Below are 23279 nucleotides of genomic sequence, written 5' to 3' on the forward strand. Positions count from 1 at the left end.
AAACATGTACTTTTTGGGAGCGGTCTTGAGCAATATCGTGATCGCGACGCGCGAAAGCCGGCTGGCCCTGTGGCAAGCCGAGCACGTGCAAGCGCTTTTGCAAGAACGAGGCCACGCGGTCAGCCTGCTGGGCATGACCACCCGCGGCGACCAGATCCTCGACCGGACGTTGAGCAAGGTCGGCGGCAAGGGCCTCTTCGTCAAGGAACTCGAACTCGCGCTGGAAGAAGGGCGCGCCGACATCGCGGTGCATTCGCTCAAGGATGTGCCGATGGATCTGCCCGAGGGTTTCGTGCTGGCCTGCGTGCTGGAGCGCGAGGACCCGCGCGATGCACTGGTCTCGCCCCGCTACGCCTCGCTCGACGAACTGCCGCAGGGTGCGGTGGTCGGCACCTCGAGCCTGCGCCGCGTGGTGCTGCTGCGTGCAAAGCGCCCCGACCTGCGCATCGAACCGCTGCGCGGCAACCTCGACACCCGGCTGCGCAAGCTCGACGAAGGGCAGTACGACGCCATCGTGCTCGCCGCGGCGGGCCTCAAGCGGCTGGGGCTCGAAGACCGCATCCGCGTGGCCTTCGAACCCGACGACATGCTGCCGGCCGCAGGGCAGGGCGCACTGGGCATCGAGGTGCGCGCCGATCGCGCCGACCTGATCGCGCTGCTCGCGCCGCTCGCCCACCGGGGCGACTGGCTCTCGACCGCCGCCGAACGCGCGGTCAGCCGTGCAATGGGCGGCAGCTGCTCGATGCCGCTCGCGGCGCATGCCCGCTGGCAGGCCGGCGGCGCATTGCGCATCGATGCCGCCTGGGGCGACCCGGAAGGCAACGAAGCGCTCGTGCGGGTCCATGCGCAGGCCGAAGCCGGCGACTTCGCACAGGCCGATGCGCTCGGCGAGCGTGCCGCCGCGTTGCTGCGCGACGCCGGTGCCCACTGAAATCCATCGTCGTCAGATGACTGCGCGGCCCGTCATCGTCACGCGGCCCGCGCGCGAGGCGGCGCAATGGGTCGACGATCTGCGTGCGGCCGGCCTCGATGCGGTGGCGCTGCCGCTGATCGTGATCGAGCCGGTTCGCGATGCCGAGCCGCTGCGCGCGGCCTGGCGCCGGCTCGAGGACTATGCGGCGCTGATGTTCGTCAGCGCGACGGCCGTCGAGCATTTCTTCCTGAACAGGGACGCGGATTCGAGCGATGAAACGATGGTCGGCCGGCGCTTCTGGGCCACCGGGCCCGGCACCACGCGCGCTTTGCTGCGCGCCGGCGTGCGGCCGGAAACCATCGATGCGCCACCGCCCGAGGCCACGCGCTTCGATTCGGAAGCGCTGTGGGAGCGCGTGCAGTCCCAGGTTTCGGCCGGCGTGCGCGTGCTGATCGTCCGCGGCGGCGATGAGGCGGGGCATCCCACCGGCCGGGATTGGCTCGCCAATGAAATCGATGCCGCGGGCGGCCATCGCGACACCGTCGTGGCCTACCGCCGCCTGCCTCCGTCGCTGGATGTCAGACAACGTCAACTGGCCGTCGACGGCGCGGAAGGCCGCGCGATCTGGCTCTTCAGCAGCTCGGAGGCAATTGCGAATCTGCAGCGCGCGATGCCCGGTACCGACTGGCATGCCGCGAGCGCGGTGGCAACCCATGCACGCATCGGCGAAGCCGCGCGGGCCGCGGGTTTTGGCGCGTTGCGCGTCTGCACACCTTTGCGGGATGCGCTGATCGCGTCGATAGAATCCCTGGCATGAGCGCCGCGTCTCCGTCCGACGACATTTCTTCTTCTTCCGCTGCCGCACCGGCGCCGGTGCCCGCCACGCTGGCGCCGCATCAGACGCCGGCCGCCATGGCCGCGGCGGCCACCACACTGTCCCGCATCGGATTCGGCCTGGTGGCCCTGGTGGCGGTGGTTGCCCTGCTGACGACCATCGCGCTGTGGAACAAGGTCAGCGGCATGAAGGAGCAGCTGGTGCGCCAGAGCGCCGAAGCCACCACGCAATCGATGGAGGCGCGCACGCTGGCGCGCCAGGCGAGCGACACGGTGCGTGACGCTGCGGCTCGCGTGGCGCTGATCGAAACCCGCGTGGCCGAAGTCGCGCTGCAGCGCTCCCAGCTCGAAGAGCTGATGCAGAGCCTCTCGCGCTCGCGGGACGAAAACCTCGTGGTCGACATCGAGTCGGCCGTGCGCCTCGCGCTGCAGCAAGCCCAGGTGACCGGCAGCATGGAGCCATTGCTCGCAGCGCTCAAGGCCGGCGACCTCCGCATCGCGCGCGCGGCACAGCCGCGGCTCGCGCCCCTGCAGCGGGCCATGCAGCGCGACGCCGACCGCCTGCGCAGCAGCGCCAGCGTCGACAGCGCCGAAGCGCTGCAGAAACTCGACGAGCTGATGCGCAGCGTGGACGACCTGCCCACGCTCAATGCGGTGGCGGTGCGCGGCACGGGCGTCAATGCCTGGCAGACCGAGCCGATTCCGGCCGATGCGCCCTGGTGGCACCGCGTGCTGCTCACGGTGCGCGGCGAAGCCCGGTCGCTGGTCCGGGTCGGGCGCATCCAGAGCCCCGAGGCGATCCTGCTGGCGCCCGAGCAAACCTACTTCCTGCGCGAGAACCTCAAGCTCAAGCTGCTCAATGCACGCCTCTCGCTGCTGTCGCGACAGGTGGATGCCACGCGCAGCGAGCTGGCCCAGGTGGCTGCGTCGCTCAACCGCTATTTCGATCCTGCATCGCGCCGCACGCAGGCTGCCGCAACCCTGTTGCAGCAGCTCCAGGCGCAGGTGAAGACCACCGAGTCGGCACGCATCGACGACACGCTCGCGGCCTTGGCCACTGCGGCCGCAGGGCGCTGACCCGGTCATGCGCGCTGCACTCTGGCTCCTCGCGCTGTTCGCCGTCGCTGCGGCGGTGGCGCTGTTCGCCGGCAACAACCAGGGCACGATCACCGTGTTCTGGCCGCCCTGGCGGGTCGATCTGTCGCTCAACCTCGTGCTCGTGATCCTGCTGGCGACCTTCGTGTTGCTGCACGTCGCGCTGCGCGCGTTGGCTGCGCTGTTCTCGCTGCCGACGCAGGCCCGCCAATGGCGCCTTCAACAGAAGGAGCGCACCCTGCACGCCGCCTTGCTCGATGCGATGGTGCAGCTGATTGCGGGCCGTTTCTCCCGTGCACGCAAGGCCGCGCAAGCCGCGCTGACGCAGGAAAAAACACTGGCCGCGCTCGGCGCGAGCCTGCCGCAGGCGCAACAGGTGCGCGTGCTGTCGCATCTGCTCGCAGCCGAGAGCGCGCAGGCCTTGCAGGACAAGCCGGCACGCGATGCCCATCTGCAGCAGGCCCTCAACGAAAGCGTCGACCGCACGGTGCTCGCCAGCCCCGAGACGCGCGAAGGCGTGCAGCTGCGCGCCGCACGCTGGGCGCTCGAAGACCGGGATGCCGCCGCTGCACTCGCGCGGCTCGAAGAACTGCCGCAGGGTGCGCAGCGCCGTACGCTGGCCTTGCGCCTGCGACTCAAGGCGGCTCGCCAGGACCGGCGCACCCTCGAAGCCCTCGAAACCGCCCGCTTGCTGGCGAAGCACCGCGCTTTCTCGGATGCGGCTGCGCAGAGCATCGTGCGCGGCCTGGCCACCGAACTGCTGTCGGGTGCACACGACCCGGCGCAGCTGATGCGTGCCTGGTCCGAGCTCGACGCCAACGAGCGTGAAATGCCCGAAGTGGCGATCCACGCAGCCCAACGCATGGTGGTGTTGCACGGCGACCTGTCGCTGGCGCGCGGCTGGCTGCTGCCGGCCTGGGAGCGCATGGTGGCCAACCCGCGCGGCCTGGGCGACGCATTGCGCGTCAAGCTGGCACGCGCGCTCGAAGCGGGGCTCGATTCGGTGGATGCCGACTGGCTGGCCCGCATCGAAAGCGCGCAGCGCAACAATCCGCGCGACCCGAACCTGCAATACCTCGCAGGCATGGCCTGCATGAAGCGCCAGCTCTGGGGCAAGGCCCAGCAACTGCTCACCCAGGCCGGGCTCGGCCTGCAGGACACCGACCTGTACCGCCGCGCCTGGCTTGCGCTGGCCGAGCTGGCCGAGGCGCGAGACGATGCAGAACAGGCCGCCGCTGCGTGGAAGCGCGCGGCGCAGACCCAGAATACCTGAGCACCGCGGATCGGTGCGGTGCCTCTTGATCCGGGGGCACGCGTCGGCGGCGATTGCAGCGCATCCGGGCGACGTGAATCTTCGTTCCGCCAATCGCCGAGAGGCATAAAAAAACGGCGCCAAGGCGCCGTTTTTCATTTGCGAGCCAGCTTCGTGCTCAGTACGTGCTTGGCTGCTGCTGCGTATCGGCCGCCGGCTTCTCGAACGGCAGCGACATCGAGCCGAGGTCGCGTCGGGTTTCGACCAGCACCAGCGGACCTTCGTCGAGCACGATCGCCGGCGGGCGTTCGCGCGGCACATGCACCGGCTTCGGCTCGGCGGCGATGGCAGCACGCGCTTGCGCAATGCGCTCGGCATCCGAGTTAACCCACTGCAGGCCCGAGCTTTCGGCGATCTGCGCGAGTTCGTTCAGCGGCAGCTCGAAGGGCTGCACCTTGGGCAGCGCGCGGCCATTGCCGGTGGGCGCTGCCTTGGCGCTTTCGACCACGATGGGCGCTGCTGCCGGCAACGGGGCCGCGGCGGGGCGCTCGAAGCGGGGTTGCTGTTGCTGCGGTGCGGGTTCGCGCGCTTCGGGAGCTGCGGCGACCTGGCGCTCGGCAACGGCTTCCGACGCCAGCGGCAGTTGCTGCTGGCGGGTGACCGGGGCTTCGTACGATGCGCCGGCCGCTTCCGCTGCTGCAGCCGTTGCGCCTTCGGCGGCCGGTGCGCCAGCTTCGCTTTCGTCACGCGGGCCACGTTCGCGGCGGTCGCGGCCGTAGCGGTCACGCGAACGACCGCGGCGCTCTTCGCCCTCGCGACGCGGTGCCTGCTCGCTGTTGGCCGCTTCGCTGCCGCCTTGCTCGAAGTCGGCTGCTGCCACCTCGGCAACGCGTGCTTCGCCTTCGGCGCCGGCGGGCGGTGCATCGTTGCGGCGCTCGCGATGGCCGTCGTTGCGGTCGCCACGCGGTGCGCGCTGTTCGTCGCGGCCATTGCGGGGTGCGCGCTCGCCTTGGGCAGTGCCTTCGCCAGCGGCTGCTTCGCCACGCGGCTGCGTGTCGCCGTTGCGTTCGCGTGCGGCGCTGCTGTCGCCGTTGCGTTCGCCGCGCTCATTGCGTTCACCACCGCGCTCGCCGCGTTCACGGCGTTCGCCGCGGGCACGCGGAGCGCGTTCCGCTGCGTTGCCTTCGTCGGCACCGGGCGCCAGTTGTTGAGCTTCGAGGTTGACGTTGCCGTCGAGTGCCTCGGCCGGTGCATTGCGGCCTTCGCCTTCGCGGCGCTCACCGCGACCACCGCGGCGTTGCTCGCCGTCGCGCGGGGCGCGTGCCTCGCGGGGTTCACGCTGCTCGCGCGGCTCGCGTTGTTCACGCGGCTGGCCGGCGGCATCGTTGCGCACTTCGCTGCTGCGGCCTTCACGACCTTCGCCGCGTCCTTCGCGGCGTTCGCCACCGCGGCCGCCACGGCGTTCGCCGTCGCGACCACCCGAGCGTCCACCGCTTTCGCCACGGCCCTCGCCACCGCGACCGCCACGGCGTTGTTCGCCGTCACGTGCGCCGCCGCGTGCTTCGCCATCGCGGCCGGGACGACCATCGCGGCGGGGCTTCGGCGCCTCGACCGGAATGGCGGACGGCGCGGGCGCCGGGGCAACTGCCGGCGTGCCGCCGAACAGGTTCTTGATCCAGGCGAAGAAGCCGGTTTGTGCCGGGACCGGTGCGCTCACGACGGGCGGAGCGACCGGTGCGGGGGCTGCGACAGGCGCGCGCACCGCTTCGGGCTTGGGCGGAACGACCGGCGCCGGCGCGTCGGGCAGCACGCCCTTGATGACCGGCGTCTGCTTGTTGGTCGGCTCCTGCGAGCGGCGCGTGACGGCCGTCGGGTCTTCGATCTCGTCAGCCATCTTGTAGCTGGCTTCGATGTGGTCGAGGCGCGGATCGTCGTGCTTCAGGCGTTCGAGCTTGTAGTTCGGCGTTTCGAGCGTCTTGTTGGGCACCATCAGCACGGTGACGCGCTGCTTGAGCTCGATCTTGGCGATTTCGGGGCGCTTTTCGTTCAGCAGGAACGACGCCACCTCGACCGGCACCTGGACGTGCACGGCGGCCGTGTTGTCCTTCAGGCACTCTTCCTGAATGATGCGCAGAATTTGCAGCGCGCTCGATTCGGTGTCGCGGATGTGGCCCGAACCGCCGCAGCGGGGGCAGGGGATCGACGAGCCTTCGCTGAGCGCCGGCTTCAGGCGCTGGCGGCTCATTTCCATCAGGCCGAACTTGCTGATCGAACCGAACTGCACGCGGGCGCGGTCCTGGCGCAGCGCGTCGCGCAGGCGGCTTTCGACTTCGCGGCGGTTCTTCGACTCGTCCATGTCGATGAAGTCGATGACGATCAGGCCGCCCAGGTCGCGCAGGCGCATCTGGCGGGCCACTTCGTCGGCGGCTTCGAGGTTGGTGCGGGTGGCGGTTTCTTCGATGTCGCCGCCCTTGATGGCACGGGCCGAGTTCACGTCGACCGAGACCAGTGCCTCGGTGTGGTCGATCACGATGGCGCCGCCCGAGGGCAGCTGCACGGTGCGGGCGTAGGCCGATTCGATCTGGTGCTCGATCTGGAAGCGACTGAACAGGGCCGCATCGTCGCGGTAGCGCTTCACGCGGGCGGCATGCTCGGGCATGACGTGCGCCATGAACTGCTGCGCCTGGTCGTAGATGTCGTCGGTGTCGATCAGGATGTCGCCGATGTCGTGATTGAAGTAATCACGGATGGCGCGGATGACGAGCGACGATTCCTGGTAGATCAGGAAGGCGCCCTTGCCGCCCTTGGCCGCGCCGTCGATGGCGCTCCAGAGCTTGAGCAGGTAGTTCAGGTCCCACTGGAGTTCGGGCGCCGAGCGGCCGATGCCGGCGGTGCGCGCGATGATGCTCATGCCCTTCGGGTACTCGAGCTGGTCCATCGCCTCTTTGAGTTCGGCGCGATCGTCGCCCTCGATGCGGCGCGAAACGCCACCGCCACGGGGGTTGTTGGGCATCAGCACGACATAGCGGCCGGCCAGCGAGATGAAGGTGGTGAGGGCTGCGCCCTTGTTGCCGCGTTCTTCCTTTTCGACCTGGACGGTCAGTTCCTGGCCTTCGCGGATCGCGTCCTGGATGCGGGCCTGGCTGGCCGACACGCCTTCGGCGAAGTACTGCTTGGAGATTTCCTTGAACGGCAGGAAGCCGTGGCGGTCTTCGCCGTAGTCGACGAAACAGGCTTCGAGGCTGGGCTCGACGCGGGTCACGACCGCCTTGTAGATGTTGCCCTTGCGCTGTTCGCGCCCTTCGATCTCGATTTCGTAGTCGAGGAGCTTTTGCCCGTCGACGATGGCCAGGCGCCGCTCTTCGGCTTGCGTGGCATTGATCAGCATCCGCTTCATGATGCGTTGTCCTTATATGTATCGTTCTACCGGCTCTTGACGAGCCAACGATGCACGGACGACGCCCGCGAAACCAGGGAATTGCCGCTTGGCCCCGGATGCTGTGACTGCCGCGCCAGGCGCGAGCAGGCCTCTCGAGCGTCAGCTCAAGAAGACAGCCGGGGTGGGGGCGCGTGGATGGGCGCGAGCCAGATTCGGTGTTGAGTAGCTATCTTTTTGATAGCCGGTTGCGCAAGGGTGGCGCGCGCTACGGACGATTCAATGCCTGAGGCCGCTGGCCGAAGCCAGGTTGGCCAGCGCAGGCACATTTGAATCAGCAGCATCAACACAAGGGACTCGCTTCGATCCGCCTGCAGCTTGGAAGCTGCAGGCTGGGTATTCCGTATCGGTGTTTCGTGGGTGTCGGCTTGACTTTGGTGCCTGGCCTGCCACTTTGCGCAATTGCGCGGGGTTTGCAGCTCGGCGCCAAAGCGGCATCGACCTCACAGCGCCATCGTCAGTGCTCTAAACTTCTGTCTAATCAAGCACTTACACGACCGCGCTGGTGAAAAACATTATAGGTGCGAAGCAAAGCCCCGCGGGGGCTCCAAATCCCGCAGATCGAAATGCGGGCGCGGAAACAGGTGCGCCGCATGCGGCCATCAAATTCATCACTGTCGACGCAGAGTCCGCGGGGCAGCGGCTCGACAATTTTCTTTTCCGCCATCTGAAAGGCGTGCCCAAGACGCACGTCTACCGGATCATTCGTTCGGGCGAGGTGCGCATCAACAAAGGGCGGGCGCAGGCCGAAACCCGGATCGAGGCCGGCGACGTGCTGCGGCTGCCGCCGGTGCGGATTTCGCCGCGCGCGGAAGAGGGCGCCACGCCACCCGCACCCGCGCGCGAATTCCCGGTGTTGCTCGAAGACGACGCGGTGCTGGCCATCGACAAGCCCGCCGGCGTGGCGGTGCATGGCGGCAGCGGCGTGAGCTTTGGCGTGATCGAGCAGTTGCGCACGGCGCGACCGGGCGCCAAATTCCTGGAACTGGTTCATCGGCTGGACCGGGAGACCTCCGGGATCCTGCTGGTCGCCAAGAAGCGCAGCGCGCTGGTGGCGCTGCAGGATCAATTCCGCGAGCGCGAGACCGGCAAGACCTACCTGGCGCTGGTCGAGGGCAACTGGCCCGCCAACAAGAAGGTGCTCGACGCGCCGCTCGCCAAGTATTTGCTGCCCGATGGTTCCGGCGCCGGCGAACGCCGCGTGCGCGTGGTTGCCAAGGACCATCCGGACGCGATGCGCGCCGTGACGCTCGTGCGCGTGCTCGCGCGGCTCACGCTGCCGGGCGACGCCACGCCGCTGTCATTGCTGGCAGTGACGATCAAGACCGGACGCACCCACCAGATCCGCGTGCACCTGGCTTCGGCCGGCCATGCGATCGCGGGCGACGACAAATATGGCGACTTCGAGCGCCAGCGCACCTTGCAGAAACTCGGCCTCAAGCGCATGTTTCTGCATGCGTGGCGATTGCAGTTCAACCACCCGGCGGGCGGCGAGCGCATTGCGCTGCAGGCCGACCTGCCGCCCGAGCTGCACGCGCTGATGCCACCACCCGCGCTCGAGGCGCTGGCCCAACATCTCACTCCCACGGCCCATGACTGATTCCTCCAGACCTCCCCGCTTCGACCTGATCGCCTTCGACTGGGACGGCACGCTCTACGACTCCACGCGCCTGATCGTGCGCTGTATCCAGGCGGCGGTGATCGATGTCGGCGGCGCCAAGCCCAGCGAGAACGACGCCGCATGGGTGATCGGCCTGGGGCTGGCCGAGGCGCTCGCGCGCGCGGCGCCCGATGTGCCGAAGGAGAAATACGCCGAACTCGGGGCGCGCTACCGCTACCACTACCTGCAGCACCAGGACGACCTCGTGCTGTTCGACGGCGTGCTGCAGATGCTCGATGCCCTGCGCGCGCGCGATCACAAGCTGGCTGTGGCCACCGGCAAGTCGCGCCGCGGATTGAACGAGGCGCTGAAGTCGGTCGCGCTGCGCGACCGTTTCGATGCCTCGCGCACGGCCGACGAAACCTTCGGCAAGCCGCACCCGCGCATGCTGCTGGAGCTGATGGAGGAACTCGACGTTCCCGCGGAGCGCACGCTGATGATCGGCGACACGACGCACGATCTGCAGTTGGCGATGAATGCCGGCTGCGCCTGCGTGGGCGTGAGCTACGGCGCGCACGAGCCCGCGAGCTTCGACGAGTTCAAGCCGCTGTTCGTCGCCCACTCGGTGGCCGCACTGGAAACGTGGCTCCTCGATAACGCCTGAAAATCTCGTCATGAGCGAAGAGAGCATCCCGCTGTGCAATGCCTCGGATCTGGTCGAAGGTGGCCTGGCCGTGCCTTTCGACGTGATCCACGGCGGCGAAACCTGCCGCGCCTTCGCGGTGCGTTTCGAGGGGCAGCCGCACGCCTATCTCAACCGGTGCAGCCATGTGGCCATGGAATTGGATTTCCAGCCCGACCGCTTCTTCGACGACACCGGCCAGTGGCTGCTGTGTGCCACCCACGGTGCGGTCTACAAGCCCGATACCGGCGAATGCGCAGGCGGCCCTTGCCGCGGCGGCCTCGTGAAGATCGCCCTGAGCGAACGCGACGGTGTGGTGCACTGGCATACTGACTGGAACCTCCAACCTCTCATCTTTTGACATGACCGACCCGAATCGCAGGGAACCTGAAGGTTTCGATCCGTTTGAGCCGGTAGCTCCTCTCACGCCTCAGCAAGACACCCCCAAGAACATGGCCCAAGACCCGACACAGCGCCCCGGCTGGGAGCGCGCAACGCTTGAAAAGCTCGCTTTCGCTGCGCTGAGCGAGCAGAAGGCCACCCGCCGCTGGAAGACCTTCGTGCGTCTTTCGTGGCTCGCTTTCTTCATCTTCCTGGCCTGGCTCGCGCTGTCGCGCGGTGCGCCAAGCACTGCCAAGACCACGGCCCATACGGCCGTCGTCGAGATCAAGGGCGAGATCGCCAACGGCGGCGACGCCAGCGCCGAGTTCGTCGTGGCCGCCATGAAGACGGCCTTCGAGGACGAGGGCGCGAAGGGCGTGGTGCTGCTGATCAACTCGCCGGGCGGCAGCCCGGTGCAGGCCGGCATCATCAACGACGAGATCAGGCGCCTGAAGGCCAAGTACAAGAAGCCGGTCTACGCGGTGGTCGAGGAGACCTGCGCTTCGGCGGCTTATTACATTGCTGCCGGTACCGACAAGATCTTCGTCGACAAGGCCAGCATTGTCGGCAGCATCGGCGTGCTGATGGACGGCTTCGGCTTCACTGGCGTGATGGACAAGGTCGGCGTCGAGCGCCGGCTGCTCACGGCCGGCGAGAACAAGGGCTTCCTCGATCCGTTCAGCCCGATGAGCGACGCGCAGCGCGCGCATGCCCAGACGATGCTGAACCAGATCCACACGCAGTTCATCAATGTGGTGAAGACCGGCCGCGGCGACCGCCTGAAGCTCGACACCCCCGGCCTTTTCAGCGGCCTGTTCTGGAGCGGCGAGCAGGCGGTCGAATACGGCCTGGCCGACCAGCTGGGCAATGTGGACTTCGTGGCGCGCGAAGTGATCAAGGCCGAAGAAGTCATCGACTACACCCGCCGCGACAACGTGGCCGAGAAGCTGGCCAAGAAATTCGGCGCCGCGATGGGCGAAGCCTCGGTGCGCTCGCTGCAGACCGTGACGCCCGCGCTGCGCTGAGACCCAAGGGGCCTCAGGCGGGGTCGCCGCCCGTGAAGCGGGCCGAGGCGGCCAGGGCTGCGGCGAAGAACACGACCGCATAGAGCGCGGCGGTCAGCGAGCTGGCCCGCGCCAGCAGGCCGATCACCGCAGGTCCGGCCATGAACCCCAGATAGGCCACGGCCGACACGGCGGCAATGCCGCTTGCGGGTCCGACGCCGGGCACGCGGGCCGATGCGCCAAACAGGATCGGCACCACATTCGCAAAACCGACGCCGACGCCCGCGAAGCCGATGAGGGCGAGCCAGGGCAGGTCGGTCAGCAGCACCAGCGTCATCGAGGCGGCCGCCATCAGGCCGCTGCCGCGCAGCAATGCCACCGGCGTGAAGCGGGCCCGCATGGCGTCGCCGCCGAAGCGCGCCGCCGCCATGGCCGCGGAGAAGGCTGCATAGGCGAGCGCAGCCTGCTTCTGCGGGCTGCCGAGCTCCTGCTGCATATAGAGCACGCTCCAGTCGTAGATCGCGCCTTCGGCGATCAGCCCCAGTGCGGCCAGCACGCCGAGTACCGCGAGCGGGCCGCGGGGCAGGCGAAAACCATGGTCGGCGCCGGCTGCGTTGCTTGTGGCGGCCGGCCGGGGCAGCATGCGCGTCGAAGACACGGCGACGACCAACACCATCAGCGCCGCCACCAGCAGCAGGTGCGCCTGTGCGCCGAGGCCTGCTGCAAGCACGGCACTGCCGCTCGCCGCGCCGGCCATGCCGCCCAGGCTGAACATGCCGTGCATGCCGCTCATCAGCGCCGTGCCGCTGTGCAGTTCGAGCTGCGCCGCTTCGGTGTTGATGGCAACGTCGAACACGCTGGTGACGAGGCCGAACGCTGCCAGCAGGCCCAGCAGTGCGGCATAGCCCGGCATGGCGATCAGGCCGGCCAGCAGCAGCGCATAGACGCAGCCGCACATCGCGGCCATCCGGCGCGCACCGTGGCGTCCGATCCAGCGGCCCGCGCTGGTCAGGCCGAACATCGCACCGGCGCCGGCAGCGAGCAGCGCCAACCCCAGCTGGGCTTCGTCGATGCCGTAGTGCGCCTTGACCGTCGGGACGTGCACGCCCCAGGTCGCAAAGATGAAGCCCGAAGAAAAGAACTGCGCGCGCGAGGCCCAGCGTGTGCCGGCGGCCACCACCATCGTCAGCGCCCGATCGCGAACACGGCGGGGAGGCGTTCGTCCGTTGCGGTCTGCGGCCTGGCGCGCCAGGCCTTCACCGTCTCGCTGCGCACATGGGACGTTGCAAGCGTCAGGCCGCGGGCGACGGCGAGGCGCGTGTTGTGCTGCAGCGTCTGCACCAGCGCCTGCAGCAGTACGGCATTGCGGTAGGGCGTTTCGATGAACAACTGGGTCTGGCCGGTCTTGAGTGCGAGCGTTTCGAGTTCGCGGATGCGGGCCTGGCGTTCGCCCGCGTCCTGCGGCAGGTAGCCGACGAAAGCGAAGTTCTGGCCGTTCAGGCCGCTCGCCGCCAGCGCCAGCAGCAGCGAGACCGGGCCGGTGAGCGGCACCACGGTGATGCCCAGGTCATGTGCGGCCCGTGCCACCGAGGAGCCGGGGTCGGCCACCGCCGGCATGCCGGCTTCGCTGAGCAGCCCGACGTCGTGGCCCTCGAGCGCCGCGGCCAGCAATGGCCTGGCGTCGAACTGGCCGGCGTGATCGCCTTTTTTGTGCACTTCGCGCGGCAGTTCCTGGATGTTCTGTGCCTGCAGCGGGGCGGCCAGCGGTGCAACGGCATCGATGCGCTTGAGGTAGGCGCGCGCGGATTTCGCGTTCTCGCAGATCCAGTGCGTGATGCCGGCGGCCACCTGCAGCGTGCCGAGCGGCAGGGCGTCTTGCAGCGGGGCCTGGACGTCGCAGCCGAAATCGAGCGGCGCGGGGACGAGGTAGAGCTTGCCGTGGGTCACAGGAGTTCGACCCCCGCGGCGCGCAGCATCTGGCAGGTGCGGATCAGCGGCAGGCCGACCAATGCCGTCGGGTCGTCGCTGTCGATGGCGCTCAGCAGCGCGATGCCGAGGCCTTCGCTCTTGGCACTGCCGGCGCAGTCGTATGGCTGCTCGGCCTGAAGGTAACGCTCGATGGCGGCATCGCTCAACTCGCGGAATACGACGCGAACGGGGGCCAAGTCGCGCTGAACGAAGCCCGTGGCATGGCAGACAACAGCCACGGCGGTCTGGAATATCAGCGTCTGGCCGCGCATGCGGCGCAGTTGGGCCGTGGCGCGAGCGTGGTCGCCGGGCTTGCCGAGCGCTTCTCCGGCCAGGTCGGCGACCTGGTCGGAGCCGATGACCACCGCTTCAGGGAAGCGGGCGGCGATGGCGTTGGCCTTTTCGAGCGCCAGGCGCTCGGCCAGGGCGTGCGGCGTCTCGCCGTCCAGTGCGGTTTCATCGACTTCCGGGGCATGCACATCGAAGGGCAGGTGCAGGCGGGAGAGCAGTTCGCGGCGATAGCGCGAGGTCGAGGCGAGGATCACGGGGCGTTGCATGGGGATGATTGTGCGTGAGCGGCGCAAATCCTTCTGGCGTGCACCATGCCGGTGAAGCGGCCGGCACGCTAGACTGGCGCGGATGAAGAGAGAATTTGCCCCCGAACGGCTCGACGTGGCCGGCTTTGCCGCCGCAGCCGCAACCCTGGATGCCGCCGACCCGGTCCCGAACTATGTGCGCCTTGTCGCTGAACTGGCAGACCCGGCGCCCGATGCCGTCGTCCGCTGGACGGCGACCGGCGAGGAGCGCGCAGGCGCCGACGGCCAGGCCACGCCCTGGCTGCACCTGGAAGCCGAAGCGACCRTACCGCTGACCTGCCAGCGTTGCCTGTCACCCGTCGAGACGCCGATGGTGGTGGACCGCTGGTTCCGTTTCGTGGCCGACGAGGCCACGGCGGAGGCCGAAGACGAGGAATCCGAGGAAGACCTGCTCGTTGTCAGCCGGGATTTCGACCTGCATGCCCTGATCGAGGACGAACTCCTGATGGAAATTCCCGTCATGCCTGTCCATGATGTCTGCCCCGTGCCGGTTCGCCTCTCGTCCAGCGACGAGGATTTCAACGCGGCCGAAGAGGCCAAGCCGAACCCGTTCGCGGTGCTCGGAGCGTTGCGTTCGCGCAAGCCGGAAGAGGGCAAGTAGCCCTTTCCCGCCAGCTGGGCTATAATCATGGGCTTCGCGCGCGCCGCCGTGAGCAGCAATGTAGACAAGGGCATTCCATGCATGCCGCTACATTGCCACCGCAAGAGAGCGCATCCAGTCACCCACCTAACAGTCCAGGAGCCATCATGGCCGTCCAGCAAAACAAGAAGTCGCCTTCCAAGCGCGGCATGCACCGTTCACACAACGCACTGGTCGTGCCCGGCATCGCCGTGGAGCCGACCACTGGCGAAACGCACTTGCGCCACCACATCAGCCCGAACGGTTTCTACCGTGGCCGTCAGGTGCTCAAGAACAAGTCTGAAGCCTGATCTCGCATCCCAAGGCCAAGGCCCGAAGCTACTTTTGCCGTAGCGTCGGGCCTTTGTTTTGATGGCTACGCCTTCTTCCCCCGAATCCACTGCTGCGCCTTCTGCAATCACGCTCGCCGTGGATTGCATGGGAGGCGACCATGGGCCGCGTGTCACGCTCGCGGCCTGCCGCGCGTTTCTCGAGCGGCACAGCGAAGCCTCGTTGCTGCTGGTCGGTGCGCCAGCCGCATTGGCGGGTTTCGCCGCACATCCGCGCGCCCGCATCGTCGCTGCCAGCGAAGTGGTGGGCATGGACGATCCCATCGAGATCGCGCTGCGCAAGAAGAAAGATTCTTCGATGCGCGTCGCGATCCAGCAGGTCAAGGATGGCGCCGCCCAGGCGGCCATTTCCGCCGGCAACACCGGTGCCCTGATGGCGATTGCGCGTTACCTGCTCAAGACGCTCGACGGCATCGATCGCCCCGCGATCGCGCCGCAGCTTCCCAATGCCAAGGGCGGTGCGACCACCGTGCTCGACCTGGGTGCCAACGTCGATTGCGATGCCGAGGATCTGCTTCAGTTTGCTGTACTGGGCTCGGCGCTTGTTTCGGCCTTGACCGGCAACGAGGCGCCTTCGGTCGGCCTGCTCAATATCGGCGAAGAGGCCATCAAGGGCAGCGAAACGATTAAAAAGGCAAGTCAACTGTTGCGTACGGCTGCCAATTCCAAGGATCTGAACTTCTACGGCAACGTAGAGGGCAACGACATTTTCAAGGGCACGACCGATATCGTTGTCTGCGACGGTTTCGTTGGCAATGTGGCGCTGAAGGCCAGCGAAGGCGTTGCGTCGATGATCGGCGAGTTCATTCGCGTCGAGTTTTCGCGAAGCATCTTCACGAAAATGGCGGCAATTGTTGCTTATCCGGTCCTAAAAGCGTTCAAAAGCCGCTTGGATCACCGTAGGTACAACGGCGCAGCGCTGTTGGGCCTTCGTGGCCTGGTTTTCAAGAGCCATGGCTCGGCTGACGAAGTGGCTTTCGGACATGCGCTGGATCGCGCTTATGATGCCGCTCGCAACAACCTGCTCGATCGCGTGCGGGCCCGCATCGCCCACGCCGCGCCTTTGCTCGCGCGGCAGGAACCGGCGGCGCCGGTCGACGCGACGGCCCTTCACGTTTGATGACCCCTTATTCACGTATCACCGGCACCGGCAGTTACCTGCCCCCACGCCGCGTGACCAATGACGATCTCGCCAAGGAACTGGCGTCGCGCGGCATCGAAACCTCCGATCAGTGGATCGTCGAGCGCACCGGCATCCACGCGCGTCACTTTGCCGCGCCGGAAGTCGGCAGCAGCGATCTCGCTCTCGAGGCTGCCAAGCATGCTTTGGAGGCGGCAGGCCGCAAGCCCGGCGATATCGACCTGATCATCGTCGCGACGTCGACGCCCGACATGGTGTTCCCGTCGTCGGCTGCCATTCTCCAGAACAAGCTCGGCATTGCCGGCTGCCCGGCCTTCGACGTCCAGGCGGTCTGCAGCGGCTTCATCTATGCGCTGACCGTGGCTGACGCCATGATCCGTACCGGCACCGCGCGATGCGCACTGGTGATCGGCTCCGAAGTCTTCTCCCGCATTCTCGATTTCAACGATCGCACCACCTGCGTGCTGTTCGGCGACGGCGCGGGTGCGGTGGTGCTCGAAGCCAGCGACGAGCCCGGTATTTTGGCGAGCGACCTGCATGCGGACGGCAAGCACGTCGGCATTCTTTGCGTCCCGGGCCATGTGTCCGGCGGCAATGTGCTGGGCAAGCCGTTGCTGCACATGGACGGTCAGGCTGTGTTCAAGCTGGCGGTCCGGGTGCTCGAAGAGGCGGCGCGCACCGCTTTGGCCAAGGCAGGCAAGACCGAAGCCGACATCGACTGGCTGATCCCGCATCAGGCCAACATCCGCATCATGGAAGGCACGGCCAAGAAGCTGAAGCTGCCGCGCGAAAAGCTGATCGTCACCGTCAACGAGCATGGCAACACTTCGGCCGCCTCGATTCCGCTGGCGCTCGACGAAGCGGTGCGCTCCGGCAAGGTGAAGAAAGGTGAAACCCTCATGCTCGAAGGCGTGGGCGGTGGTTTCACCTGGGGCGCCGTGCTATTGAATCTGTAGCGTGTTGCAGGCTCTCTTGCCGGGCCGCAATGCGACATGACGCATAGAACAATGAAATCCTTTGCTTTTGTTTTTCCGGGTCAGGGCTCGCAGGCGGTCGGCATGCTCGACGCCTGGGGCGACCATCCGGCCGTGGCCGAAACCCTGCGCGAAGCCTCTGAAGCGCTGGGCGAAGACGTCGGTGGGCTGATCAAGAACGGCCCCAAGGAAGCGCTGGCGCTCACCACCAACACTCAGCCCGTGATGCTGGTGGCGGGTGTCGCCGCCTGGCGCGCATGGTTGGCCGAAGGCGGTGCAACGCCTTCCGTCGTGGCCGGTCATTCGCTGGGCGAGTACTCGGCGTTGGTGGCATCCGGTGTGCTCACGCTGGCGCAAGCCGCGCCGCTGGTGCGCTTTCGTGCACAGGCGATGCAGCAGGCTGTGCCGGTCGGCGTCGGCGCCATGGCGGCCATTCTGGGCATGGAGTCCGGCAAGGTCGTGGCGGGCTGTGCGGAAGCCACCGCCACCTTTGGTGCGGGCAGCACCGAAATCGTCGAGGCCGTGAATTTCAACGACCCGATGCAGACCGTGATCGCCGGCAGCAAGGCGGCCGTCGACAAGGCCTGCGAGCTGCTCAAGGCCGGCGGTGCCAAGCGCGCGCTGCTGCTGCCTGTTTCTGCTCCGTTCCATTCGAGCCTGATGAAGCCCGCCGCTGAAGCGCTGCGCGAGAAGCTGGCCACGATCACGCTCGGCGTGCCGCAGATTCCGGTGTTGAACAACATCGACGTGGCCGTCGAAACCGATCCCGAGCACATCCGCGACGCCCTGGTGCGCCAGGCCGCCGGTCCGGTTCGCTGGGTCGAGAGCGTGCAGGCCTTGAAACTGCGCGGTGTAGCCGCCATCATCGAGTGCGGGCCGGGCAAGGTGCTGGCCGGCATGGTCAAGCGCATCGCCCCCGAGCTGGAAGCCGCGTCGGTGTACGACCCGGCGACGCTCGCGGACATCCGACAATCGCTCGCCGGCTGAACGGCGCAAGGCCCCGATACTTTTATGAGCATTCCCAAATTCGAAGGGCAAGTCGCCCTGGTCACCGGCGCATCACGCGGCATCGGCGCAGCGATTGCGCTCGAGCTGGCGCAGCGCGGCCTCAAGGTGGTCGGCACCGGTACGACCGAAGACAGCGCCGCAAAGATCACCTCGGCGCTCAGCGCCTTCGACGGCCGCGGCCGCGCACTCGATGTGAACGACGGCGCTGCCGTCGAAGCGCTGATCGATGAAATCGTGAAGGCCTTCGGCGCGATCCACGTGCTGGTCAACAACGCCGGCATCACGCGCGACACGCTCGCCATGCGCATGAAGGACGACGACTGGGATGCCGTGCTCGACACCAATCTCAAGGCCGTCTTCCGCCTGTCGCGTGCAGTGATCCGGCCCATGATGAAGCAGCGCTATGGCCGCGTCATCAGCATCACGAGCGTGGTTGGCGCCTCCGGCAATGCCGGCCAGGCCAACTATGCAGCTGCCAAGGCCGGTGTGGCGGGCATGACTCGCGCGCTGGCCCGCGAACTCGGCAGCCGCAACATCACGGTCAACTGCGTCGCGCCCGGTTTCATCGAAACCGACATGACGGCCAGCCTGCCGGAAGCCCAGCAACAGGCGCTGCTCCAGCAGATTCCGCTGGGCCACCTCGGCAAGCCGGCCGACATCGCGCACGCGGTGGCCTACCTCGCATCGCCCCAGGCGTCCTACGTGACGGGGCAGGAGCTGCACGTCAACGGCGGCATGCACATGTAGCCGCAAGGCGCAATCTTTTTCCCGTACCGGGTGCACGGCAAATGCCACAATGCGCCCGGCTAAAATCCACCGATTACCTACAACCCTCAGAGGGAACCAAATGAGCGATATCGAAGCACGTGTCAAGAAAATCATCGCCGAGCAACTCGGCGTGGAAGAGTCCCAAGTGACGAACGAAAAGGCTTTCGTGGCCGACCTCGGCGCTGACTCGCTCGACACGGTCGAACTCGTGATGGCACTCGAAGACGAGTTCGGCATCGAGATTCCCGATGAAGATGCCGAGAAGATCACGACGGTGCAGAACGCCGTCGACTACGCCACCAAGAATCAAAAGGCCTGATTGGCCAGCTGACACTGCGACTGCGGCCGGCGGCTTTTTCTCGAACCGCACGCGCCGACCAGCAACTGTTCAGCGCTTCCAGAAAGGTTTGCCGGCATGACCAAACGCCGCGTCGTCGTGACCGGACTCGGTTGCATCGCTCCTGTCGGAAACACCGCAGCCGAATCCTGGGCCAACCTGTTGGCCGGGAAGTCGGGTATTGCGAACATCACCGCGTTCGATGCAAGCGCCTTTGCCTGCAAGTTCGCCGGTGAGGTGAAGGGTTTCGACATCACCCAATACATCTCGGAGAAAGAAGCGCGCCACATGGACCGCTTCATTCATCTGGGGCTTGCCGCCGCCATCCAGGCGGTGCAGGACAGCGGACTGCCGACCGGCGAAGCGCTGTCCTATGAAGAAGCCGTGCGCATCGGCTGCAACATCGGCTCGGGCATCGGCGGACTGCCGATGATCGAACAGACGCATGGCGAATACGCGAGTCGCGGCCCGCGCCGCATTTCGCCGTTCTTCGTGCCGGCGTCGATCATCAACATGATCTCGGGCCATGTGTCGATCAAGTACGGCTTCAAGGGCCCGAACATCGCCGTCGTGACCGCCTGCACCACCGGCCTTCATGCCATCGGCACGTCGGCACGCATGATCGAGTACGGCGATGCCGATGTGATGATCGCGGGCGGTGCTGAATCGACCATTTCTCCGCTCGGCATCGGTGGCTTCACCGCGCCCCGCGCATTGAGCACCCGCAACGACGATCCCGCAACGGCCTCGCGTCCGTGGGACAAGGATCGCGACGGCTTCGTGCTGGGCGAGGGCGCCGGCGTGCTGGTGCTCGAAGAGTACGAGCACGCCAAGGCGCGCGGCGCCAAGATCTATGCGGAAGTGGCGGGCTTCGGCCTCACGGGTGACGCGTATCACATGACGGCGCCCGACGTCGACGGCCCCCGCCGCTCGATGGCCATGGCGCTGGCCAATGCCGGTGTCAATGCCGACCAGGTCCAGTACCTGAACGCGCACGGCACCTCGACGCAGATCGGCGACGTCAACGAGACCAACGCGGTCAAGCTCGCCTTCGGCGATCACGCGAAGAAGCTCGTCGTGAATTCGACCAAATCCATGACCGGCCACCTGCTGGGCGGCGCGGGCGGCATCGAATCGGTGTTCACGGTGCTCGCACTGCACGAGCAGAAGAGCCCGCCGACCATCAACATCTTCAACCAGGATCCGGAGTGCGATCTCGACTACTGCGCCAACGAGGCGCGCGATCTCAAGATCGATGTCGCGGTCAAGAACAACTTCGGCTTCGGCGGCACCAACGGCACGCTGGTGTTCAAGCGCGCTTGAGCATTGCTCTCTCATGCACAGCGCGCCGTCGGTGACCTATCCGGTGGGGCGCTCACGTGGCGCAACCCGGATTCTTGTTGTTCTGTGGGCCCTGGGCGCCTGCTGCGCGGGCGCGTCCTGCTATCTGTTCGATAGCGCCGGATGGCGCCAGCTGCTGCTGGTTCTCAGTGTCGTTTTTTCGGGCGTTGCCGCGGGTTTCGGCTTGCGGCGCGATGGCGCGGCCGTTCTGCACTTCGACGGCCTTTGCTGGTCCCTCACAGGGGCCGATCCAAGCCGTGGCGTCCGTGCGGCCCGAGTCACTGTGGCGCTCGACTTCCAATCGCTGATGCTGGTCAGGCTCGCCGAGCCGGGTCGCCCCCAGCGCTGGATCTGGCTCGAGCAGCAGACCCTGCCGGAGCGCTGGCGCGATCTGCGCCGGGCGGTCTATTCGCGCGCACCGTCGGCAGAGCCCGCTGGCGAACCCTGGCGCGCGACGGCACCCGCCGACGCGCCCTGAATCCCCGCTGATGACAACTTCTCCCCCGCCTGTGCCACCGGACTCCGGCCTGACCGACGCGCCGGCCGAGGCGCCGCGGCCGGGCGAGGTCGATTTCCAGCTGGTCCAGCGCACGGTCGCGGGCGACCAGAAGGCTTTCGAGCTGCTGGTCATCAAATACCAGCGCCGCATCGAGCGACTGATCGGCCGCATGGTGCGCGATGTCGACCTGATCGAGGACATTGCCCAGGAAACCTTCATCCGGGCCTATCGCGCGCTGCACCAGTTTCGCGGCGAGGCCCAGTTCTACACCTGGCTCTACCGGATTGCGGTCAACACCGCCAAGAAGGCGCTGGTGGACATGAAGCGCGATCCGACCATCTCCGAAAGCGCCCTGCGGCCGTCTTCTGACGAGGACGATGAAACTTACCGCCCAGGAAACGAACCAATCAGCGACGAAACCCCCGAATCGGTCATGGCGGCGAATGAAATCGCCAGCGCCGTCGAGGCAGCCATGGAAGCGCTCCCTGCCGAGTTGCGCCAGGCTGTCACGCTGCGCGAGATCGAGGGGATGAGTTACGAAGAGATTGCCGAGGTCATGGATTGCCCTATCGGCACGGTGCGCTCGCGTATCTTCCGGGCGCGCGAGGCCATTTCGGCCAGGGTCAAACCGCTGCTGGACAACCAGTCTGGCAAGCGTTGGTAAGTAAGCAGGTGAATGAAATGAATCAGACGATGACAGTTCGAGAACAGGTGTCCGCACTTGCGGATGGTCATTTGCAGGGCGAGGCGTTCGCGCGGGCGATCGACGCGGTCTGCGCCGAGGACGATTCGCGCGCGGCCTGGCATGCCTACCACGTGGTGGGCGACGTCCTGCGTTCGGGCGCCCATGCGCCGTGCAGCGACAGTTCGACGTTTCTGGCGCGCTTCCAGCAGCGGCTTGCCGMGGAGCCTGTGGTGGCAATGCCGGCCCTGACACCGGTCGCCGCGCCGGTTGCCCTTCAGGTCCAGCGCAAGGCCGACGCAGCCAACGAGCCGGTCTTCCGTTGGAAACTGGTGGCCGGCGCCGCGTCGATGGTCGCCGTGGCGGCCATCAGCTGGACCCTGATCGGCAGCGGCACGTCCAGTTCGCAGGCGGGGGCGCAGATCGCGGCGCAGCAGCAGCCCGCAGCGAATTCGGTCCTGGCGGCAGCTGCCGTCAACAGCCCGCCGCCGGCCGGGGCCACCCTGACGCCGACCCGCGTGACGGTCGGCAACGGCAATCCGCAAATCATGCTGCGCGACCCGCGGCTCGATCAACTGCTCGAAGCGCACCAGCAGGCTGGCGGCGCGTCGCAAATGCCTTCCAGTTTCCTGCGCAACGCCACCTTCGAGGGACCCACGCGCTGATCGCGCGTCCGTAGCCGCTCGCAATGACCGTTCAGATGCCGATCTCCGCACGCGCGTTCGTGCTTGTGTTTGCAGCCTTCTGCTTCGTGCAGGTTGCCACCGCACAAAACCGGTCGGGCCCGGCGAACACCCGAAGCGCGGCTTCGGCGCAGACGGACGAGCCGCCGGCAATGAGCGCGGCCGATTGGCTGCAGCGCATGCACGCGGGCGCGCGGCAGCGCAACTACGTCGGCACTTTCGTGGTGTCGGCACCGGGCGGCGACCTGTCGAGCGCGCGCATCTGGCATGTGCGCGACGGCGACCATCAGATCGAGCGCATCGAGGCCCTGTCCGGGCCGCAGCGCTCGACCTTCCGGCGCAATCGCAACGTCATGACCTTCTTGCCCGAGGCGAAGGTCGTCAAGGTCGAGAAGCGCGAGAACCTCGATCTCTTTCCCAATCTTCCGGACAAGACCGATTCGTCGATCGGCGACTTCTACGACGTGCGTGCGATCGGCAAGGATCGCGTGGCCGGTTTCGATGCCGACGTGGTGCAGCTGGTGCCACACGACGGCCTGCGCTTCGGCTATCGCATCTGGAGCGAGCGGCGCACCGGCCTGGTGGTGAAGCTGCAGACCGTCGATAGCGAGTCGCGCGTGGTGGAGCAGTCGGCGTTTTCCGAGCTGCAGCTCGATGCGCCGGTGAAGGCGCAGGCCCTGGCGCAGATGATGGCCAACACCTCGGGCTATCGCATCGAGAAGCTCGAACTCGAGCGAACCACGGCGCTGGACGAAGGCTGGACGCTCAGCGCGCCCGTGGCCGGCTTCAAGCCCCGAAGCTTCTTTCGCCGCCCGACTGCGAGCAGCGAGAAGTCGAAGCAGGACGCCACGACGGTCCAGTGGACCTTCTCCGATGGCCTCGCGTCCGTGTCGCTTTTCATTGAACGCTACGATGCCGCGCGTGCGCCGCGAGACGGCGTGCTGACCATCGGCGCCACCAATGCCATTCGCCGTCGGTTGCCCGAACCGGCGAGCGACTGGTGGCTGACCGCGGTCGGAGAGGTGCCGCAGCAGACGCTCAACGCATTCGCCCAGAGCCTTGCACGCACACGCTGACTGGCCGTCGAGGCGCAGGTTGCGCTGAACCAAGCACGCA

24 protein-coding genes are annotated in these 23279 nt (G+C 67.1%); 20 read left to right on the top strand and 4 right to left on the bottom strand.

What is annotated here, in order from left to right:
* Positions 1–4 precede the first annotated feature (4 nt).
* The 4 genes from hemC to AC1DXX_RS13860 are packed head-to-tail and all read left to right on the top strand — an operon-like array spanning position 5 to position 4115.
* The gene (gene hemC, locus AC1DXX_RS13845; RefSeq protein WP_478134776.1) at positions 5–931 is read left to right on the top strand and encodes a hydroxymethylbilane synthase; all 927 of its coding nucleotides are present in this window, start codon (positions 5–7) and stop codon (positions 929–931) included.
* 16 nt (positions 932–947) lie between these two features.
* Positions 948–1730, top strand: coding sequence for a uroporphyrinogen-III synthase (locus AC1DXX_RS13850; protein ID WP_478134777.1), 783 nt, complete (start codon positions 948–950; stop codon positions 1728–1730).
* On the top strand, positions 1727–2824 hold the full coding sequence (locus AC1DXX_RS13855) for a uroporphyrinogen-III C-methyltransferase (protein WP_478134778.1): 1098 nt from the start codon (positions 1727–1729) through the stop codon (positions 2822–2824). The genes AC1DXX_RS13850 and AC1DXX_RS13855 overlap by 4 nt, the downstream gene beginning before the upstream one ends.
* 7 nt (positions 2825–2831) lie before the next feature.
* Positions 2832–4115, top strand: a complete 1284-nt coding sequence (locus tag AC1DXX_RS13860; RefSeq protein ID WP_478134779.1) for a heme biosynthesis HemY N-terminal domain-containing protein — start codon at positions 2832–2834, stop codon at positions 4113–4115.
* A gap of 157 nt (positions 4116–4272) precedes the next feature.
* Here the strand turns inward: AC1DXX_RS13860 and AC1DXX_RS13865 are convergent, their stop codons facing one another.
* Complete coding sequence (locus tag AC1DXX_RS13865) at positions 4273–7491, bottom strand: Rne/Rng family ribonuclease (RefSeq protein WP_478134780.1); 3219 nt, start codon at positions 7489–7491, stop codon at positions 4273–4275.
* Between the two features lie 544 nt (positions 7492–8035).
* Between AC1DXX_RS13865 and AC1DXX_RS13870 the strand changes: the two genes are divergently transcribed.
* The 4 genes from AC1DXX_RS13870 to AC1DXX_RS13885 are packed head-to-tail and all read left to right on the top strand — an operon-like array spanning position 8036 to position 11218.
* Positions 8036–9130 carry an RluA family pseudouridine synthase gene (locus AC1DXX_RS13870; RefSeq protein WP_478134781.1) on the top strand — a complete coding sequence of 365 codons (1095 nt, stop codon included), beginning with the start codon at positions 8036–8038 and terminating at the stop codon, positions 9128–9130.
* Positions 9123–9794, top strand: a complete 672-nt coding sequence (locus tag AC1DXX_RS13875) for an HAD family hydrolase (protein ID WP_478134782.1) — start codon at positions 9123–9125, stop codon at positions 9792–9794. Before AC1DXX_RS13870 ends, AC1DXX_RS13875 begins: the two co-directional genes overlap by 8 nt.
* Positions 9795–9804: 10 nt before the next feature.
* On the top strand, positions 9805–10173 hold the full coding sequence (locus AC1DXX_RS13880) for a Rieske (2Fe-2S) protein (protein WP_478134783.1): 369 nt from the start codon (positions 9805–9807) through the stop codon (positions 10171–10173).
* Between the two features lies 1 nt (position 10174).
* Positions 10175–11218 carry a S49 family peptidase gene (locus AC1DXX_RS13885; RefSeq protein WP_478134784.1) on the top strand — a complete coding sequence of 348 codons (1044 nt, stop codon included), beginning with the start codon at positions 10175–10177 and terminating at the stop codon, positions 11216–11218.
* Between the two features lie 13 nt (positions 11219–11231).
* On the opposite strand, the gene AC1DXX_RS13890 is transcribed toward AC1DXX_RS13885, so the two are convergent.
* Genes AC1DXX_RS13890 through AC1DXX_RS13900 form a run of 3 tightly spaced genes read right to left on the bottom strand, consistent with a single transcriptional unit; the run spans position 11232 to position 13722 of the window.
* A complete protein-coding gene (locus tag AC1DXX_RS13890) occupies positions 11232–12380 on the bottom strand; it encodes an MFS transporter (protein WP_478134785.1) in 1149 nt (382 codons plus the stop codon).
* A 2-nt stretch (positions 12381–12382) separates the two neighbouring features.
* On the bottom strand, positions 12383–13144 hold the full coding sequence (locus AC1DXX_RS13895; RefSeq protein WP_478134786.1) for an SAM-dependent methyltransferase: 762 nt from the start codon (positions 13142–13144) through the stop codon (positions 12383–12385).
* The gene (locus AC1DXX_RS13900) at positions 13141–13722 is read right to left on the bottom strand and encodes a Maf family protein (RefSeq protein ID WP_478134787.1); all 582 of its coding nucleotides are present in this window, start codon (positions 13720–13722) and stop codon (positions 13141–13143) included. The genes AC1DXX_RS13895 and AC1DXX_RS13900 overlap by 4 nt, the downstream gene beginning before the upstream one ends.
* A gap of 82 nt (positions 13723–13804) precedes the next feature.
* On the opposite strand from AC1DXX_RS13900, the gene AC1DXX_RS13905 reads away from it, so the two are divergent.
* From AC1DXX_RS13905 to AC1DXX_RS13960, 12 genes are all read left to right on the top strand, one after another.
* Entirely contained in the window at positions 13805–14362 is a 558-nt protein-coding gene (locus tag AC1DXX_RS13905) for a YceD family protein (protein ID WP_478134788.1), read from the top strand.
* 146 nt (positions 14363–14508) lie between these two features.
* Positions 14509–14691, top strand: a complete 183-nt coding sequence (gene rpmF / locus AC1DXX_RS13910) for a 50S ribosomal protein L32 (protein ID WP_007830466.1) — start codon at positions 14509–14511, stop codon at positions 14689–14691.
* 61 nt (positions 14692–14752) lie between these two features.
* A complete protein-coding gene (gene plsX, locus AC1DXX_RS13915; protein ID WP_478134789.1) occupies positions 14753–15850 on the top strand; it encodes a phosphate acyltransferase PlsX in 1098 nt (365 codons plus the stop codon).
* A complete protein-coding gene (locus tag AC1DXX_RS13920; RefSeq protein ID WP_478134790.1) occupies positions 15850–16827 on the top strand; it encodes a beta-ketoacyl-ACP synthase III in 978 nt (325 codons plus the stop codon). The genes plsX and AC1DXX_RS13920 overlap by 1 nt, the downstream gene beginning before the upstream one ends.
* A 51-nt stretch (positions 16828–16878) precedes the next feature.
* Positions 16879–17832: an ACP S-malonyltransferase gene (gene fabD / locus AC1DXX_RS13925; RefSeq protein ID WP_478134791.1), complete on the top strand. Its 954-nt coding sequence runs from the start codon at positions 16879–16881 to the stop codon at positions 17830–17832.
* Positions 17833–17856: 24 nt separating this feature from the next.
* Positions 17857–18600: a 3-oxoacyl-ACP reductase FabG gene (gene fabG / locus AC1DXX_RS13930; protein WP_478134792.1), complete on the top strand. Its 744-nt coding sequence runs from the start codon at positions 17857–17859 to the stop codon at positions 18598–18600.
* A 100-nt stretch (positions 18601–18700) separates the two neighbouring features.
* Positions 18701–18940: an acyl carrier protein gene (gene acpP, locus AC1DXX_RS13935; RefSeq protein ID WP_007830471.1), complete on the top strand. Its 240-nt coding sequence runs from the start codon at positions 18701–18703 to the stop codon at positions 18938–18940.
* Between the two features lie 96 nt (positions 18941–19036).
* Positions 19037–20281, top strand: coding sequence for a beta-ketoacyl-ACP synthase II (gene fabF, locus AC1DXX_RS13940; RefSeq protein ID WP_478134793.1), 1245 nt, complete (start codon positions 19037–19039; stop codon positions 20279–20281).
* 13 nt (positions 20282–20294) lie between these two features.
* Complete coding sequence (locus tag AC1DXX_RS13945) at positions 20295–20777, top strand: hypothetical protein (protein ID WP_478134794.1); 483 nt, start codon at positions 20295–20297, stop codon at positions 20775–20777.
* 10 nt (positions 20778–20787) lie between these two features.
* Positions 20788–21462, top strand: coding sequence for an RNA polymerase sigma factor RpoE (gene rpoE / locus AC1DXX_RS13950; RefSeq protein WP_478134795.1), 675 nt, complete (start codon positions 20788–20790; stop codon positions 21460–21462).
* Between the two features lie 17 nt (positions 21463–21479).
* A complete protein-coding gene (locus AC1DXX_RS13955) occupies positions 21480–22145 on the top strand; it encodes a sigma-E factor negative regulatory protein (RefSeq protein WP_478134796.1) in 666 nt (221 codons plus the stop codon).
* A 23-nt stretch (positions 22146–22168) separates the two neighbouring features.
* A complete protein-coding gene (locus AC1DXX_RS13960) occupies positions 22169–23239 on the top strand; it encodes a MucB/RseB C-terminal domain-containing protein (RefSeq protein WP_478134797.1) in 1071 nt (356 codons plus the stop codon).
* Positions 23240–23279: the final 40 nt, after the last annotated feature.

It is taken from the genome of Variovorax sp. P4_B10, from assembly GCF_056402375.1.

What these genes read in the sequence shown, in the direction of transcription:
- AC1DXX_RS13850 (WP_478134777.1), top strand. Translation starts at nt 948, where the DNA reads ATGACTGCGCGGCCCGTCATCGTCACGCGGCCCGCGCGCGAGGCGGCG.
- AC1DXX_RS13920 (WP_478134790.1), top strand. Translation starts at nt 15,850, where the DNA reads ATGACCCCTTATTCACGTATCACCGGCACCGGCAGTTACCTGCCCCCA.
- fabF (WP_478134793.1), top strand. Translation starts at nt 19,037, where the DNA reads ATGACCAAACGCCGCGTCGTCGTGACCGGACTCGGTTGCATCGCTCCT.
- AC1DXX_RS13890 (WP_478134785.1), bottom strand. Translation starts at nt 12,380, where the DNA reads ATGGTGGTGGCCGCCGGCACACGCTGGGCCTCGCGCGCGCAGTTCTTT.
- fabD (WP_478134791.1), top strand. Translation starts at nt 16,879, where the DNA reads ATGAAATCCTTTGCTTTTGTTTTTCCGGGTCAGGGCTCGCAGGCGGTC.
- fabG (WP_478134792.1), top strand. Translation starts at nt 17,857, where the DNA reads ATGAGCATTCCCAAATTCGAAGGGCAAGTCGCCCTGGTCACCGGCGCA.
- plsX (WP_478134789.1), top strand. Translation starts at nt 14,753, where the DNA reads ATGGCTACGCCTTCTTCCCCCGAATCCACTGCTGCGCCTTCTGCAATC.
- AC1DXX_RS13900 (WP_478134787.1), bottom strand. Translation starts at nt 13,722, where the DNA reads ATGCAACGCCCCGTGATCCTCGCCTCGACCTCGCGCTATCGCCGCGAA.
- AC1DXX_RS13880 (WP_478134783.1), top strand. Translation starts at nt 9,805, where the DNA reads ATGAGCGAAGAGAGCATCCCGCTGTGCAATGCCTCGGATCTGGTCGAA.
- AC1DXX_RS13960 (WP_478134797.1), top strand. Translation starts at nt 22,169, where the DNA reads ATGACCGTTCAGATGCCGATCTCCGCACGCGCGTTCGTGCTTGTGTTT.
- AC1DXX_RS13865 (WP_478134780.1), bottom strand. Translation starts at nt 7,491, where the DNA reads ATGAAGCGGATGCTGATCAATGCCACGCAAGCCGAAGAGCGGCGCCTG.
- AC1DXX_RS13945 (WP_478134794.1), top strand. Translation starts at nt 20,295, where the DNA reads ATGCACAGCGCGCCGTCGGTGACCTATCCGGTGGGGCGCTCACGTGGC.
- rpoE (WP_478134795.1), top strand. Translation starts at nt 20,788, where the DNA reads ATGACAACTTCTCCCCCGCCTGTGCCACCGGACTCCGGCCTGACCGAC.
- rpmF (WP_007830466.1), top strand. Translation starts at nt 14,509, where the DNA reads ATGGCCGTCCAGCAAAACAAGAAGTCGCCTTCCAAGCGCGGCATGCAC.
- AC1DXX_RS13885 (WP_478134784.1), top strand. Translation starts at nt 10,175, where the DNA reads ATGACCGACCCGAATCGCAGGGAACCTGAAGGTTTCGATCCGTTTGAG.
- AC1DXX_RS13875 (WP_478134782.1), top strand. Translation starts at nt 9,123, where the DNA reads ATGACTGATTCCTCCAGACCTCCCCGCTTCGACCTGATCGCCTTCGAC.
- hemC (WP_478134776.1), top strand. Translation starts at nt 5, where the DNA reads ATGTACTTTTTGGGAGCGGTCTTGAGCAATATCGTGATCGCGACGCGC.
- AC1DXX_RS13860 (WP_478134779.1), top strand. Translation starts at nt 2,832, where the DNA reads ATGCGCGCTGCACTCTGGCTCCTCGCGCTGTTCGCCGTCGCTGCGGCG.
- acpP (WP_007830471.1), top strand. Translation starts at nt 18,701, where the DNA reads ATGAGCGATATCGAAGCACGTGTCAAGAAAATCATCGCCGAGCAACTC.
- AC1DXX_RS13855 (WP_478134778.1), top strand. Translation starts at nt 1,727, where the DNA reads ATGAGCGCCGCGTCTCCGTCCGACGACATTTCTTCTTCTTCCGCTGCC.